The sequence below is a fragment of the Tardiphaga sp. genome, from assembly GCF_028290785.1.
GTDB lineage: Bacteria > Pseudomonadota > Alphaproteobacteria > Rhizobiales > Xanthobacteraceae > Tardiphaga.
In genome coordinates this window covers 1-15,063 of record NZ_JAQGJD010000396.1, presented here as the reverse complement: position 1 = coordinate 15,063, position 15,063 = coordinate 1, and the positions used below count along the sequence as shown (strand labels likewise).

The 15,063-nt window shown below is 66.0% G+C and carries 10 protein-coding genes and 2 pseudogenes; 6 read left to right on the top strand and 6 right to left on the bottom strand.

The annotated features are described in order from the left end of the window. Positions 1-201: 201 nt before the first annotated feature. Positions 202-1,323: a helix-turn-helix domain-containing protein gene (locus tag JWR89_RS25155; RefSeq protein ID WP_299720918.1), complete on the bottom strand. Its 1,122-nt coding sequence runs from the start codon at positions 1,321-1,323 to the stop codon at positions 202-204. 138 nt (positions 1,324-1,461) lie between these two features. Between JWR89_RS25155 and JWR89_RS25150 the strand changes: the two genes are divergently transcribed. Further along, a complete protein-coding gene (locus tag JWR89_RS25150; RefSeq protein ID WP_299720917.1) occupies positions 1,462-2,064 on the top strand; it encodes a DUF1080 domain-containing protein in 603 nt (200 codons plus the stop codon). On the opposite strand, the pseudogene JWR89_RS25145 reads toward JWR89_RS25150, so the two are convergent. Next, positions 2,051-3,262, bottom strand: a pseudogene (locus JWR89_RS25145) (ATP-binding protein); the annotation flags it as partial. The gene JWR89_RS25150 and the pseudogene JWR89_RS25145 sit on opposite strands and share 14 nt — an antisense overlap. Positions 3,263-3,382: 120 nt before the next feature. Beyond that, positions 3,383-3,787 (bottom strand): annotated as a pseudogene (locus JWR89_RS25140) (GAF domain-containing protein); the annotation flags it as partial. 480 nt (positions 3,788-4,267) lie between these two features. Between JWR89_RS25140 and JWR89_RS25135 the strand changes: the two are divergent. From JWR89_RS25135 to JWR89_RS25125, 3 genes are all read left to right on the top strand, one after another. Next, on the top strand, positions 4,268-5,185 hold the full coding sequence (locus JWR89_RS25135; RefSeq protein ID WP_299720916.1) for a pirin family protein: 918 nt from the start codon (positions 4,268-4,270) through the stop codon (positions 5,183-5,185). 138 nt (positions 5,186-5,323) lie between these two features. Further along, on the top strand, positions 5,324-6,241 hold the full coding sequence (locus JWR89_RS25130) for a phosphoribosylaminoimidazolesuccinocarboxamide synthase (RefSeq protein WP_299720915.1): 918 nt from the start codon (positions 5,324-5,326) through the stop codon (positions 6,239-6,241). Between the two features lie 157 nt (positions 6,242-6,398). Beyond that, complete coding sequence (locus tag JWR89_RS25125; RefSeq protein WP_299720914.1) at positions 6,399-8,591, top strand: SulP family inorganic anion transporter; 2,193 nt, start codon at positions 6,399-6,401, stop codon at positions 8,589-8,591. 221 nt (positions 8,592-8,812) lie between these two features. Here the strand turns inward: JWR89_RS25125 and JWR89_RS25120 are convergent, their stop codons facing one another. Then, entirely contained in the window at positions 8,813-10,306 is a 1,494-nt protein-coding gene (locus JWR89_RS25120; protein ID WP_299720913.1) for an NAD-dependent succinate-semialdehyde dehydrogenase, read from the bottom strand. Between the two features lie 123 nt (positions 10,307-10,429). After that, positions 10,430-10,759 (bottom strand): hypothetical protein, encoded by a 330-nt coding sequence (locus tag JWR89_RS25115; protein WP_299720912.1) that lies wholly within the window; start codon positions 10,757-10,759, stop codon positions 10,430-10,432. A gap of 360 nt (positions 10,760-11,119) precedes the next feature. On the opposite strand from JWR89_RS25115, the gene JWR89_RS25110 reads away from it, so the two are divergent. Next, positions 11,120-12,307 (top strand): serine hydrolase domain-containing protein, encoded by a 1,188-nt coding sequence (locus tag JWR89_RS25110; RefSeq protein ID WP_299720911.1) that lies wholly within the window; start codon positions 11,120-11,122, stop codon positions 12,305-12,307. A 153-nt stretch (positions 12,308-12,460) separates the two neighbouring features. Here the strand turns inward: JWR89_RS25110 and JWR89_RS25105 are convergent, their stop codons facing one another. Continuing rightward, entirely contained in the window at positions 12,461-13,462 is a 1,002-nt protein-coding gene (locus JWR89_RS25105; RefSeq protein WP_299720910.1) for an adenosine kinase, read from the bottom strand. Between the two features lie 141 nt (positions 13,463-13,603). Here JWR89_RS25105 and murJ point away from each other — a divergent pair. Then, positions 13,604-15,063 (top strand): murein biosynthesis integral membrane protein MurJ (gene murJ, locus JWR89_RS25100; RefSeq protein WP_299720909.1); only part of this gene is annotated, 1,460 nt, incomplete at its 3' end.

Here is a 15,063-nt window from a genome sequence, read left to right as displayed (position 1 = left end):
ATGCGCGGGGCGTCCTGCGCGCGGGCCGCGGCCCATGTCAGGGCGCCCAGCGCGGCGACGCTGGCAAGAAGGATGATCTGTCGTTGTCGGGTCATGGCCTGCTCCGGTCATCCGCGTCATCGCGGTGCGCCGAAGCAAGCCCGAGCGCAGCCGCGATGGCTCGCCGAATTCGGAATCGTGCTGTTGGAAAACCGCGCGCGGCTAGCCGATTCCGAAATTTCTCGTCGATTGCAACGGCTTGGGCGGTGGCGCGGGGACCGCGTGGCGGCGGCGATATTCGCTGGGGGTCAGCCCCGTGGCGGCCTTGAACGCGCGATTGAACGGTCCCAGCGATTGAAAGCCGGCATCCAAGGCAATCGTGATGACCGGCACGTCGACCTGCGCCGGGTCGGCCAGCGCGGCCTTCACCTCGGCGATGCGGTGGTCGTTGAGAAAGACGTTGAAGTTGCGATGGCCCAGCCGCTGGTTGATCAGCCGCCGCAATCTGTATTCGGGCACGGCAAGCCGTGTGGCCAGTGACCCGATGGTGACGCCCTCGTGACGATAGATGCGATCGTCGGCCATCAGCCGGTTCAGCGCCTTGATCAGTCGCTGGTCGGCGGCGTCCGCCAGATCGCCGCGGATGTCGCGCGCAGGCTCGGCCACCGGCCGCGGCAGCGCCGGCGCAACGAACAGGCCCGCGCCATCGATCCGTGTCAGCGCCAGGGTCAAGCCAACCACGATGGCGGCCAGCAGCCCGGCGTTGGCGGTAGCGGCGATGTCGGAGCCGGCGCCGCCGAACAAAGCGAGCTGCAGCACGGCATTGATGGCGCCATAGGCGGCGGCCGCGGCCACGATCGCCAGCCGCAGCCGGCGCCGGGCCTCGACCAGATCGACCGGCCACGAGGCGACAGCCTGTGCCACGGCGAGGACGACGAAGCCCAGCGCGATCACGTTGAGGCCGGCGCCCAGCATCTGTGCGGGCCAGACGTGGACAGGGAACAGCAGCAGACAATTGACAAGGCTGAGCACGACCATCGCGGCCCACGGCAGCGCGTGCCACCAACGCAACGCGAAGCCGTCGTCGAACAGCGCGCGTGCGAACAACCACAGCACCACGACGTTGCCGGTGGACAGCGCGATCAGCGGCGCGCGCCACGCAGCAACCGGTGCAGTAAATCCCGCCGCGCTCACCGCATGCGCCGCGGAGCCCAGCGCCAGCGCCGCGGCCAGCCGCCCGGCCGCGACGCCGCGCGCATCGCGGATCAGCAGCGCCGCCAGCAATAGCAGCAGCGCTGTCGTTCCGGCGTTCAGCGCAAGATCGACTGTTTGAAATGAAATCATCGGCCTGCTCGCGGACTCGATGCGATTCTAGGGCAAGACTGCTCTAGGGCAAGACCGCCGCTGTTTCAATTTGCCGTTTACCTCGCTGACATTCCGTGGCTATCGTGCGCCAACAAAAACGAACGGGAGAAAACCACGATGAAGCGCATCTATGCGATCGCGACCGGCTGTGCCATTGGCCTTGCTGCTCTGCAATATGTCCAGCCTGCGTCGAGCCAGAACGAGAGCGGTTGGGTCACGCTGGTGGACGGCGCCAACATGGGCGACTGGGACCGCGTCGGCAACGCCGACTGGACCGCCGGCGCTGACGGCGTCGTCGCCACCAAGCTGGACGGCAAGGATCTCGCTTACCTCGTCAGCAAGAAGCCCTATACGGACTTCCAGATCCGCGCCGAATTCTGGACCGATGCCGACGCCAACAGCGGCATCTTCATCCGCTGCGACAATCCCAAGGTGATCGACGGCAAGACCTGCTACGAGGTCAACATCTTCGACAAGCGGCCAGACCCGTCGTACGGCACCGGCGCCATCGTCGATGTCGCCAAGGTGGACCCGATGCCGAAGGCCGCCGACAAATGGAACACCTATGAGATCACCGCCAAGGGGCAGCATCTCACCGTGATCCTCAATGGCCAGAAGACCGCCGACGTCGATGACAGCAAGCACGCCGGCGGCCCGATCGCCCTGCAATACGGCTCCGGCGTGGTGAAATTCCGCAAGGTCCAGATCAGGCCGCTGTAACCGGCCACTGCGGTTCTTCCGGCGGCGTGACAACCGGCTCCCCGGGGGCCGGTTGCAGCCTGACATCCGAGGCCAGCGCGCTGCGCAGCATGCGCGCCAGCTCCGACTTGCGGTACGGCTTGGCCAACAGCAGCACCCCGGTGTCGAGCCGCCCGTTGTGAATGATGGCGTCCTCGGAATAGCCGGATGTGAACAGCACCTTGAGCTGCGGTCGGCGCAGCAGCGCCTCGTCGGCGAGCTGACGTCCGTTCATCGCGCCCGGCATGATCAGGTCGGTGAACAACAGCTCGATCTCCTGGGCGCCATTGATGACGGCCAGGGCCTCGTCGGCATTGGCCGCGGTCAGGGTGACGTAGCCGAGGCTCTTGATCTGGGCCAGGACGAAGGCCCGCACCAGGGCATCGTCCTCGACCACCAGCACGGTTTCATGGCCGCCCTCGATGCGGACCTGAGGCACCATTTCAGCCGGATGGGCCACGCCGATGGCTTGCGGCAGATAGATCCGGATCGTCGTACCCTGCCCCTGCTCGCTGTAGATAGTGACGTGGCCAAGCGACTGCTTGACGAAGCCGTACACCATGCTGAGGCCGAGCCCGGTGCCCTTGCCGACCTCCTTGGTGGTGAAGAACGGCTCGAACACCTTGTCGAGGTTCTCGGCGGGAACGCCGTGGCCGGAATCGCTGACCGCGATCAGCACGTAGTTGCCCGCGGCCACCTCGCCATGGGCGTGGGCGTACTCCTCGTCGATGACGACGTTTCCGGTCGCGATGGTGAGCTTGCCGCCTTCCGGCATGGCGTCGCGCGCGTTCAGCGCGAGGTTGAGGATGGAATTAGTGAGCTGGCTCGGATCGATCAGCGCGTGCGAAGCATCACCGGCCAGTGTCGTCAGGATCTCGATGTGCTCGCCCAGGGTCGGCCGCAGCAGGTTGGTCGCCTCGATGATCAGCGAATTGACGTCGACCTCGCGCGGGTGCAGCGGCTGCTTGCGGGCGAAGGCCAGCAGCCGCCGGGTCAGATCGGCGCCGCGTGCCGCCGCATCGTCGATCATTTTTGCAACCGCCGCCAGTGGCGGACGATCGGCTACGGCGTCGCTGAGGATCTCGATCGCGCCGACGATGACCGTCAGAATGTTGTTGAGGTCGTGGGCGACGCCGCCGGTGAGCTGGCCGACCGCTTCCATCTTCTGCGCCTGGCGCAGATGCAGATCGACAACGTTCTTTTCCCGCAGCAGGGCGTCCTTCTCCTCGACCATCACGGCCATGCGGTCGAGGGCGACCTGCAGGGCTTCCGTACGTGAGGCGGTCGCGACGGCTTCGGCCAGGACGTTGGCGAAGCCGGTGAGGAAATTGATGTCGTGCTGATCGTAATCGTGCTGCTGATCGTTGTCGATTTCGAGGATGCCGTAGGGCTGGTCTTCGCTGCCCTTGATGATGACGTCGATGATCGAGACGATGCCATGCGCGGCATAGAATGGCGGCAGATCGAAATAGAGGTCCATTTGCAGATCGTTGCAGATCGACGGCTCGCCGGTGGTAAAGGCGCGGCCCTGCGGCGAACTCATGCCGACGCGCGACACGACACTGCCGACCACCCCGCCCTGCCAGCCATGGCCGGCGACGATCAGAAGGTCGTTGTGCTCGGGCCGGTAGCGGCAGACCTTGGCGAACGGCACGTTGAGACCTTCGGCGCAGACCCGCACCGCCTCCGCCAGAATCTTCGACATGTCCCATTGCTGCAGTGCAAAGCTGCCGAACCGGGCGATCGCCGCCTGCTGACGCAACAGCTTGCGGACCTTCGAGGCGCTATTCACGGCGCCATGGCCGGCGGTATCGTCCGCCAGGCCAGCGAGGACCAGATCTGCGGCCGGACTCGGTTCGCGAATGAGCGTACTGGTCAAGGTCGGTCCCCCGCTTTGGCGGCTCGATCATGTTGATCGAGCACCATGACCATTCCGGTTCTGACCCATTTCCGTTCCGCGGCCGGTCCCGGCGGCAGGATGGAGGCGCAGAGTTCCGAATCAGTTTCACACGCTGCGCCCAATCGCGATGCCATGTCTGAGCTGTATTGGCCGCCTGCGGTGGTTCACCGCGGCACCCCCCGCCCGCACGTGAGCGACCGGCGGGTCGGCGAAAGCCGCCATTGTCAGCCGTCGCCCTGCGCGGGATAATGCGTGCTGCGACTGCATCTGAACACCGGAGCCCTCATGAGCTGGCAACCCTCCCTCGATCCGATCCTCGGCGACGCGCAATCCTGCGACGCGCTGGAGCTGGTGATCGTGCCGCGCACCCGCGATCTCGGCGACGGCTTCCAGGTCCGCCGCGCGCTGCCCCATGGCAAGCGCCAGATGGTCGGGCCGTTCATCTTCTTCGACCATTTCGGGCCGATGCAATTCATGGCCGGCAAGGGCATGGACGTCCGCCCGCATCCGCATATCGGCCTGGCCACCGTCACCTATTTGTTCGACGGCTCCATCATGCACCGCGACAGCGAGGGCAATATCCGCGAGATCCAGCCCGGCGCCATGAACCTGATGACCGCCGGCCGCGGCATCGCGCATTCCGAGCGCACCCCCGACGTGCAGCGCGCGAACGGCCAGAAGATGCTCGGCCTGCAGAGCTGGATCGCGCTGCCGGCCGGCTCCGAGGAGATCGCGCCGTCGTTCCAGCACTACGGCGCCGACAGCCTGCCCACCGTGCAGGATACCGGCTTCACCGCGCGCATCATCGCCGGCAAGGCATTTGGCGTGGCCTCCCCGGTATCGATGGTGTCGCCGTGGTTCTATGCCGAAGTGTCGGTGCAGGCCGGCACCAGCGTGCCGCTGGATCCCGACCACGAGGAGCGCGCGATCTATGTGGTCGATGGCGAGATCGAGATCGCCGGCGACCGCCATGAAGGCCCGAAGCTGCTGATCTTCCGCCCCGGCGACGCCATCACCGTCAACGCGCTTCAAAACACCCGCATGATGTTCCTCGGCGGCGACGCGCTGGAAGGGCCGCGGCACCTGTGGTGGAATTTCGTGTCGTCCAGCAAGGAGCGGATCGAGCAGGCCAAGGAAGACTGGAAGACCGGCCGCTTCGCCCATGTGCCCGACGAACACGAGTTCATTCCGCTGCCGGAATAGCGCGCCGACCTCTCCCCGTCATTGCGAGGAGCGAAGCGACGCGGCAATCCAGTAGCCACAAGCGAAGACTGGATTGCTTCGTCGCAAGGGCTCCTCGCAATGACGATTTCAATACCACTTGAGTCAAGAAAGCCTCCCATGACCACTATGTCCGCCAGCGACCTGCCGCTTCCCCTGCTCGGACGCGGCAAGGTCCGCGATGTCTACGCCGTCGGCTCCGACCGCGTGCTGCTGCTCACCACCGACCGCATCAGCGCGTTCGACGTGGTGATGGCCGAGACGATTCCGATGAAGGGCGCGGTGCTGACCCAGATCAGCGCGTGGTGGTTCAACCAGCTTGGTGGCGTGGTGCCGCATCACATGATCTCCGCCGACGCCGACGAGATCATCGAGCAAGTCCCTGAACTGGCCGGCCAGCGTGCCGCGCTCGCCGGCCGTGCCATGCTGTGCAAGCGGACGCTGGTGTTTCCGATCGAATGCGTGGTGCGCGGCTATCTGTCCGGCTCGGCCTGGAAGGAATATGCGGCGCAGGGCACGCTGGCCGGCGAGCCGCTCGCCGCGGGTCTGCTCGAAAGCCAGAAGCTGGAGCCGGCGATCTTCAGCCCGGCCACCAAGGCCGAGACCGGCCACGACGAGAACATCACCATCGACCGGATGCGCGAGATTCTCGGCGAAGAAGACAGCTACACGCTGGAGAGCATGACCCGCGCGGTCTACACCCAGGGCGAGGCGATCGCCCGCGAGCAGGGCATCATCATCGCCGACACCAAGTTCGAATTCGGCCGCGAGGCCGACGGCCGCATCATCCTGATCGACGAGGTGATGACCCCCGACAGCTCGCGGTTCTGGGCCGCCGACGTTTACGCCCCCGGCCAGCCGCAGCCCTCCTTCGACAAGCAGCCATTGCGCGACTACCTCGACATCGAGCGCCGCGCCGGCCGCTGGAACGGCGACGCCCCGCCGCCGCCGCTGCCGGCGGAGGTCATCGAGGCCACCAGCAAGCGCTACCTGGAAGCCTATCGCCGGCTGACGGGCGAGGAGTTGGTGGTCAAGTAAAGCGGGCCAAGCCCCCACAAAATTTCTATTGTCCGACCGCGCCGCTCTCGTCTACCAGAGATGGTGGCGATTGCGCCTGTCGTGCAGCGCCGGACAGGTTCGCGCGTGACATCCTTGCCCGCTCTCTCCCTGCCAGGTCATCTGAAAGCAGCCGCCCATGGCTGACGCCGTTGTCAGCCCAGTGACGCTGCGCGCCTGGCGCAACGACGTGTTCGCCGGCCTGATCGCCAGCGTGCTCACCATCAGTTTCGGCCTGTCCTATTCGGTGTTGATCTTCACCGGGCCGCTGGCGTCGTTGCTGCCCTACGGCATTGCCGCCACCTTCATCTCGGCCAGCGTCGCCGCGGCAATCATCGCGCTCGGCAGCACGTTTCGCTTCGCGGTCGCCGGCCCGGAAAGCTCCACGGCCGCCGTCACCGCCATCCTCGCGGCGTCGATGGTCGAGCATATCGTGGCCTCGAATGCCGCGATGCCGTTGCTCGGCCCGGTGCTGATCACGCTGTCGGCGGCGACCGTCATCACCGGCATCGTGCTGTGCGGTTTCGGGATCTCGCGCCTCGGCCGCGCGATTCGCTACGTGCCCTATCCCGTGGTCGGCGGCTTTCTCGGCGCCACGGCCTGCCTGATCGTCGCCGGGGCCTTCCAGGTTGTCACCGGATACAGGCTGCAATGGACCAATCTGGGCCGGCTCGCCGATCCCATGACACTTTACGAGTTGCTGGCCGCCATCGCCGTGGCCGGCACCATCTACGGCATCTGGCACGGCTCGAGGAAGCCACTCGCGCTACCCGTCATCCTGCTCGCCAGCATCGTCGCGGCGCACATCGCTTTTCTTGTGGCGGGCGTTTCGATCGTTCAGGCGCAGGCGATGGGCTGGACCTTCGCCTCGCCGCCGAAAGCCAGCCTGACCTTGCCATGGGCCTATCTTGGCGGCGGCTATCCGTGGGATGCGCTGCCCGGCCTGATCGGCAACCTGATCGCGGTGATCTTCGTCACCGCGGTAAGCACCCTGTTCAATACCACCGGCATCGAGGTCGCCTCTCACCGCGAGGCCGACATCGAGCGCGAACTGAATGTCACCGGCGTTGCCAATATCGTCACCGGCGCGCTCGGCGGCTATGCGAGTTGCATCTCCATCAGCCGCTCGATGCTGAACCGCAACAGCGGCGCCACCGGGCGCCTGTCGGGACTCACCGTCGCCGCTGCCGCCGCCATGGTGCTGGTGCTCGATCCGTCGTTTCTCGCTTACATGCCGCGCTTCGTGCTCGGCGGCCTGCTGCTGTATCTCGGCCTCGAACAGTTGCACCGCTGGATCATCGACTCGCGCAAGCGGCTCTCGCTGCTCGACTACCTGTCGCTGCTGGCGATCATTGTGATCATCGTGAAATGGGGCTTTGTCGCCGGCGTGCTGATCGGCATCGTGATCGGCTGCGCCACCTTCGCGCTCAGCGCGTCGCGGGTCTCCTCGATCAAATACGGCTTCGATGGCTCCGAATATCGCAGCTCGCTCGACCGTTCCCTGGAAGACCAGCGCACGCTTGCCGCCCACGGACGCGAGATCCAGGGCCTCAACCTGCAAAGCTATTTGTTCTTCGGGTCGGCCAACCGGCTTTATCTGCACGTCAAGGCGCTGCTGCGCCGGCATCCCGAATGCCGCTACCTGGTGTTCGATTTCCGGCTGGTCACCGGCATCGATTCATCCGCCGCGCACAGCTTCGCCCAGATCAAGCGCGCAGCCGCGGCGCATGGCACGGTACTTGTGCTCGCCAATCTGCACGCGTCGGCCAACCGCACCCTGCGCGCCAACCAGTTCATCGATGACGGGGTCAGGGTTTCCGGCGAACTCGATCACGCCCTGGAATGGTGCGAGAACGAGGTCATCGCCCGGCATCGCGGCCGCGCCGAAGAAGAAGGCAGCCTGCGGGACTGGTTCACGCGGATTCTGCGGACGCCGGACGACGCCGCTGAGTTGATGCGGCGCTGCCAGCGCGTCGAGGTCCCCGCCGGCGAAATCGTGGTCGAGGCCGGCGACGACGCCGACTCCATGCATTTCATTCTTGAGGGCCGGCTCGGCATCATGGTGCCCGCCGGCGATGGCCGGCTGACGCGGGTGCGCAGCCTCGGCCGCTACACCACGGTCGGCGAAATGGGATTGGTCGCGCAGACGCCGCGCAGCGCCACCATCCAGGCTGAAATCGCCAGCGTTCTCTACGTCCTGCGCGCCGCCGCCTTCGAGGATATCAAGCTCAATCACCCCGGCCTGAGCCAGAAGCTGCTGACCTATTTTGTATCGGTGATGGCGGAGCGACTGGGCTTTGCGAGCCGCATGATCGCGGTGCTGAGGAGATAGCGAGCGTATATTGTTTCTTCCCTCTCCCCCGCGCGAAGCGAAGCTTCGCTAGGTGGGAGAGGGTGGATCGAACGCACGAAGTGCGTTCGAGACGGGTGAGGGGTGGCCACAAGCTCGGAGCCGGCACGCCCCCTCATCCGTCTTCGCTTCGCGAAGCCACCTTCTCCCACCTAGCGAAGCTTCGCTTCGCGCGGGGGAGAAGGAAGAAGTGAAAGCTCCGCTCAGATCCCTGACATCATGATGTACTTGATCTCAACATATTCTTCCATGCCGTGATGCGAGCCTTCGCGCCCCAGGCCGGACTCCTTGACGCCGCCGAACGGCGCTACTTCGGTGGTAATCAACCCGGTGTTGACGCCGACCATGCCGGACTCCAGCGCTTCGGCGACCCGCCAGACGCGGCCGAGATCGCGCGAATAGAAGTACGATGCGAGGCCGAACGGCGAGGCGTTGCACATGGCGATGACGTCGGCCTCTTCCTTGAAGCGGAACACCGGCGCCAGCGGACCGAAGGTTTCTTCCTGCGACACCAGCGCATCGGACTTCACATTCGACAACACGGTCGGCTCGAAGAAGGTGCCGCCGAGCGCATGGCGCTTGCCGCCGGTGACGATCTTGGCGCCGCCCTGCACCGCATCGGCGATGTGGCGCTCGACCTTCTCGATCGCCTTCATGTTGATCAGCGGGCCCTGGGTGACGCCGGCTTCAGTGCCGTCGCCGATCTTCATCGCCGCGACCTTCTTCGCCAGTTTCTCGACGAATGCATCGTAGATGCCGTCCTGCGCGTAGATCCGGTTGGCGCAGACGCAGGTCTGGCCCATGTTGCGATACTTCGAGACCATCGCGCCTTCCACGGCGGCGTCGATATCGGCGTCGTCGAACACCACGAACGGCGCATTGCCGCCGAGCTCAAGCCCAAGCCGCTTCACGCCTACCGACGCCTGCTTGTACAGAATCTTGCCGACCGCCGTGGAGCCGGTGAAACCGACGAAGCGCACTGCCGGATGCTCGCACAGCACCAGGCCGATCGCCGAGGCGTCGCCGGTGACGATGTTGAGCACGCCCTTCGGCACGCCGGCGCGCTCCGCCAGTTCGGCCAGCGCCAGCGCCGAGAACGGCGTCTCGTTGGCCGGCTTCAGCACCACGGTGCAGCCCGCGGCCAGCGCCGGCGAGACTTTTCGCGTGATCATGGAGTTCGGAAAATTCCACGGCGTGATCGCGCCGCAGACGCCGATCGGCTGCTTGATGGCCAGGAGGCGCGCATCGGCGCGCTGCGTCGGGATCGTCTCGCCATAGACGCGGCGGGCTTCCTCAGCGAAGAATTCGATATAGGCCGCGCCGATATCGACTTCGCCGAGCGCCTCGGCCAGCGGCTTGCCCTGCTCCGTGGTCAGGATCAGCGCCAGATCCTCGCGGTTGGCGACGATCAGCTCGAACCACTTTCGCAGGATGTTGGAGCGCGCCTTCGCGGTGAACTTGGCCCACAGGGGGAATGCCCGCTCGGCGGCTTCGACGGCCTGCGTCGTCTCCTTCGCGCCCATGTTGGGCACGCGGCCGAGTTCGACATCGTTGACGGGATTGGTGACCGCGGTCGCACCGGTGCCGGTCCAGGCGCCATCAATGTAGCACTGCTCGCGCAACAGCGACGGATCCTTCAGGCGGTCGCGCAGCGAGGGGGCGGCAGAAGGCTGGCGTGCGGCGGCGGGCGGTGTCATGGGCGTTCTCCTCGGCAGATGTCGCGGGCGTATGCGTGCCGCGGACTTGTAGAGGAGTATAGGCCGGATTGCGCCTGCCCGCTGCGAATAGCTGCTATCGCCGCCGGCACGTCGAAGCGGGCGTTACGCCGCGCCGCGCAGGTAGGTTTCGCGACGGTCGATCATCCGCGCCGCGGCGATCCGCGCATTGGCGCGCGTGGTCGTCGAGAAGGTGCGATATTCCAGTTCCGGCAGGTTCGCGGGCGCGCCCTTGCCGAACCATGATGCCAGCGACTTCGGCGCCACCGACAGCTTGGCCAAGGCTTGGGCCAGATTGTCGGCCGAATCGAAGGCGAACAGGGCGCCGGAAGCCGCGTGGCGCACTTCGTAAATGCCGGGGCTGATCGGCGCTTCGAGTTTCTCGCCGCGGGCGGCGCGGGGGTAGCTCTTCCACTCGGTCCAATTCGCAATCATCGTTGGTCTCCACAGCTTCAGCTGCAACAAATTTCATCAATTTTCGGTCGGCGCGGCGCGCCTCACATGCGGCGAAATTTTGAACACGCGCTCACGCCAATTGTTCCCAATTTGCGGTACCTGCGTGCTTTCGCTCGGCACGTGGTTCACGATCTAGGTCGCCGTTGCCGCAATTGCTTGTCTAATTCGAGCCATTCTTGGCGAATCCGCGCGTCCGTCGATCACAACCAGGTGCGCGATCGTACGTCGCGGATCCCTGTGCTCCGGTTCATGCAAATCGCGCCGCAATATCGAAGTTTCTTGCCGGCCACGCCGGCCTCGGGGGATAATTCGTCAGCAGCAAAAAGTGGGGGAGAAAGCATGCCAACCGGACGCGAAATCGACGCCGCCCTGCGTCAGGCCACCGACGTCGGCGCGGTCCCCGGGATTGTCGCCATGGCGGCGAGCGGTACCGAGGTGGTCTACCAGGGCGCGTTCGGGCGACGCGACGTGTCAGGGGATGCCGCGATGACCCTGGACAGCGTGTTCTGGATCGCCTCGATGACCAAGGCGATCACCGCGGCGGCGGCGATGCAACTGGTCGAGCAGGGCCGGCTATCGCTGGATGCGCCGATCGGCACCGTGCTGCCGGATCTCGCGGCCCCGCAGGTGCTGGAGGGTTTCGCGGCCGATGGCGCGCCAAAACTGCGGCCCGCACGCGGCACCATCACCCTGCGCCATCTCCTGACCCACACCGCCGGCTTCTGCTACGACATGTGGAACGGCGACATGGTGCGCTACCTCCAGGTGTCGGGCGTGCCGGCCTTCCGCACCGGCCTCAAGGCCGCCCTCAAGGTGCCGATCATGAGCGACCCCGGCACCCGCTGGGAATACGGCACCAATCTGGATTTCGTCGGCCTGGCCATCGAGGCCGCCAGCGGCGTTCGGCTCGACGCCTATTTTCGCGATCACCTGCTGGGGCCGCTGGGCATGGCCGATACCGCGTTCCGCATCGGCGACGCGCAGCGCGCCCGGCTGGTGCGCATGCACAGCCGCGATTCGGAGGGATCGCTGACGCCGATCGCCTTCGAGATCGGGCAGGATCCGGAATTCCATGCCGGTGGCGGCGGGCTCTACGGCACCGCCGGCGACTACATCAAATTCATGCAGATGATGCTGAACAAGGGCCAGAGCGGCGGTCGACAACTGCTGCGACCGGAGACCGCGGCGCTGATGGGCCAGAACCACATCGGCGAGCTCAACATGACGCGAATGACCTCGGCAATTCCCACCGCCAGCAATGACGTCGACCTGTTTCCCGACATGGTCAAGAAATACGGCCTCAGCTTCATGATCAATACGGCTAAGACTCCGGAAGGTCGCAGCGCCGGCAGCCTGTTCTGGGGCGGCCTCGCCAACACCTACTACTGGATCGACCCGACGCGCGACATCTCCGGCGTGATCATGATGCAGGTGCTGCCATTCGCGGACAGGAAGTGCCTCGAGATTTTCGCGGGCTTCGAGCGCGGGGTCTATGCGGCGCTCGAAGCGGCGCAGCGCGCGGCGTGAGAAACTTCACGCTCTGCTCGCGTTCCCCGGACGCGATGCAATACGCAGTATTGCTTCGCAGATCCGGGGCCCCGGTTATCGCTAAACAACCGGGATCCCGGCTCTGCACAGCGGCATAAGAATGCCGCAGCGCGTCCGGGACAAGTAGATCGCTTACACCGGCAAGCCGCTCTTCTGCGCCAGATCCTTCAGCGACACCTGCGGTCGGGCGCCGATGTGCTGGATCACTTCCGCCGCGGCCAGCGCGGCGAGCTTGCCGCAGGTCTTGTGGTCGGCGCCGCGCACCAGGCCGAACAGGAAGCCGGCGGCAAACAGGTCGCCGGCGCCGGTGGTATCGACCAGTCTGTCGATCGGGAACGCCGGCACTTCGATCACGCCGTCCTTCGACGCCACCATGCAGCCCTTCTCGGAGCGCGTGACGACGCCGAGCTTGACGTCCTTGCGGAGCTGGCCGAGCGCGGTGTCGGTATCCGCCGTCTGGTACAGCGAATGCAATTCGGATTCGTTGGCGAAAATCAGATCGACGGTGCCGTCGCGCATCAACTGCACGAACTCGTCGCGATAGCGATCGACACAGAACGCATCCGACAGTGTCAGCGCGACCTGGCGGCCGGCGCCATGGGCAATCGTCGAGGCCTTCACGAACGCTTCCTTGGCGCTCTTCGGGTCCCACAGATAGCCCTCGAGATAGACGATGGAGGACGCCGCGACCGCGGCCTCGTCGATATCCGCCGGCGTCAGTTCCTGCGCGGCGCCGAGGTAGGTGTTCATGGTGCGCTCGCCGTCCGGCGTCACCAGAATGTAGGAACAGCCGGTGGCCGGGCCTGATGAGGCCGGCGCGGTGTCGAAGGCGACGCCGGCGGCGCGGATGTCGTGGGTGTACAACTCGCCGATCTTGTCGCTCTTGACCTTGCCGACATAGGCGGCGCGGGCGCCGAGGCTGGCAATGCCGACAATGGTGTTGGCGGCGGAGCCGCCGGACATTTCGGTGGCCGGGCCCATCGCCTGATAGACCGCCAGCGCGCGCGCTTCGTCGATCAGCGCCATGCCACCCTTGGTCATGCCGTGGGTGGCGAGAAAGGCTTCGTCGGTCTGCACCAGCACGTCGAAGATCGCGTTGCCGATTCCTAGCACGTCGTATTTCGTTGAGGTCATTAAGAATATCCCGTTGCGGCAATTGCGGTTGCAGCGGAAATCCGATCCAACTCGGGCTTCATGCAAGGCGGTTTGGGTGGGTGCAGCGACCTATCACGTTCCGCCCCGCGCCAGCAAGGACGGCCATTCGACGATGGTTCTATGATCCGCTCCATCCTCACGGTCTCCACCGGCACGCTGGCCTCGCGGCTGCTCGGTTTTGTCCGCGACGCCATGGTGGCGGCGCTGCTTGGCGCCGGCCCGGCGGCGGATGCGTTCCTGGTCGCGTTCCAGCTGGTGAACGTTGCGCGACGGCTGCTCACCGAGGGCGCGCTGAACGCCGCGCTGATTCCGGCCTGGCTGCGGGTGCGCGCCGAGGACGGGCCGGCGGCTGCCGCGGCGTTTGCCGGTCGCGTGCTCGGCACCATCAGTTGCGCGCTGATAGTCGCCACGATCCTGATCGGCTTTGCGATGCCGCCCGTGATCGCCTTGCTGGCGCCGGGCTTCGTCGGCCAGGAGACGTTACAGCTCGCCGTCGCTGATGCGCGGTGGATGCTGCCCTATCTGGCGTTCGCCGGTCCGGTCACGGTGATGATGGGGCTGCTCAACGCGCAGCAGCGTTTTGCGCTCACGGCGTTTTCGCCATTGCTATTCAACATCGCGCTGATCGCCGTGATGATCGCGCTGCTGGTTTGGCCGCAGGACACATTCTTCGCGGCGCTGCTGATGGCCGCCACCGTCGGCGTGGCGGGCTTGCTGCAGCTTCTCATCCTCGTGCTGCGCCGTGGCGCGGAGAATTTCGCGACACCGTTGCGCATTTCGTTCGACGCCGAAATGCGCGGCTTTTTCCGCCGAGCCGTTCCCGGCATGGTCGCCAGCTCCGGGCCGCAACTGCTGATCGTGGCCGGCGCCATCGTGGCGTCGCGCTCGCCGTCGCTGGTATCGTGGCTGTATTTCGCCAACCGGCTGATCGAACTGCCGCTCGGCATCGTCGGCACGGCGATGGGCACCGTGCTGGTACCCGAGCTGACCCGCGCGGTGCGCTCCGACGATCACGTCGCCATCGGGCACGCGCAATCGCGCAGCCTCGAACTCGCCGTAGGTCTCGCGCTGCCAGCGACGCTCGGGCTGATGTTGCTCAGCCATCCCATCGTGCACCTGCTGTTCGAGCACGGCGCCTTCGACGCCAATGATACCGCAGCCACCGCGCAAGCACTGATCGTTCTGGCGCTCGGCCTGCCCGCCCATGTGCTCGTGAAGGCGCTGTCGCCGGCGTTTTTCGCCCGCGACGACACCGCAACGCCGCTATGGGCGACGCTGACCGGATTGGCCGTCGCGGTGACCGGCGCGCTGGGGCTTGGCGGGTTCGGTGCCTCCGGCATCGCCGCCGCCATCGCGCTGGCGGCGTGGAGCAGCGCGGCGGTGCTGATCGCGCGCAGCATGGCGACGTTCGGATTTTCGCTCGACGCCGACGCCTGCCGCCGGCTGCCCCGCATCGTGATCGCAGCGCTGGCGATGGGCGCGGGGCTGTGGCTGGCGGCGCGCTTCGTGCTGCCCGGGGCAGCCGCGGCGCATGGGCTGGCGCAGGCAGCAACGCTGGGCGCCCTGATCGCCGGCGCCCT

What these genes read in the sequence shown, in the direction of transcription:
- JWR89_RS25155 (WP_299720918.1), bottom strand. Translation starts at nt 1,323, where the DNA reads ATGATTTCATTTCAAACAGTCGATCTTGCGCTGAACGCCGGAACGACA.
- JWR89_RS25105 (WP_299720910.1), bottom strand. Translation starts at nt 13,462, where the DNA reads ATGACCTCAACGAAATACGACGTGCTAGGAATCGGCAACGCGATCTTC.
- JWR89_RS25135 (WP_299720916.1), top strand. Translation starts at nt 4,268, where the DNA reads ATGAGCTGGCAACCCTCCCTCGATCCGATCCTCGGCGACGCGCAATCC.
- JWR89_RS25120 (WP_299720913.1), bottom strand. Translation starts at nt 10,306, where the DNA reads ATGACACCGCCCGCCGCCGCACGCCAGCCTTCTGCCGCCCCCTCGCTG.
- JWR89_RS25130 (WP_299720915.1), top strand. Translation starts at nt 5,324, where the DNA reads ATGACCACTATGTCCGCCAGCGACCTGCCGCTTCCCCTGCTCGGACGC.
- JWR89_RS25115 (WP_299720912.1), bottom strand. Translation starts at nt 10,759, where the DNA reads ATGATTGCGAATTGGACCGAGTGGAAGAGCTACCCCCGCGCCGCCCGC.
- JWR89_RS25150 (WP_299720917.1), top strand. Translation starts at nt 1,462, where the DNA reads ATGAAGCGCATCTATGCGATCGCGACCGGCTGTGCCATTGGCCTTGCT.
- JWR89_RS25110 (WP_299720911.1), top strand. Translation starts at nt 11,120, where the DNA reads ATGCCAACCGGACGCGAAATCGACGCCGCCCTGCGTCAGGCCACCGAC.
- JWR89_RS25125 (WP_299720914.1), top strand. Translation starts at nt 6,399, where the DNA reads ATGGCTGACGCCGTTGTCAGCCCAGTGACGCTGCGCGCCTGGCGCAAC.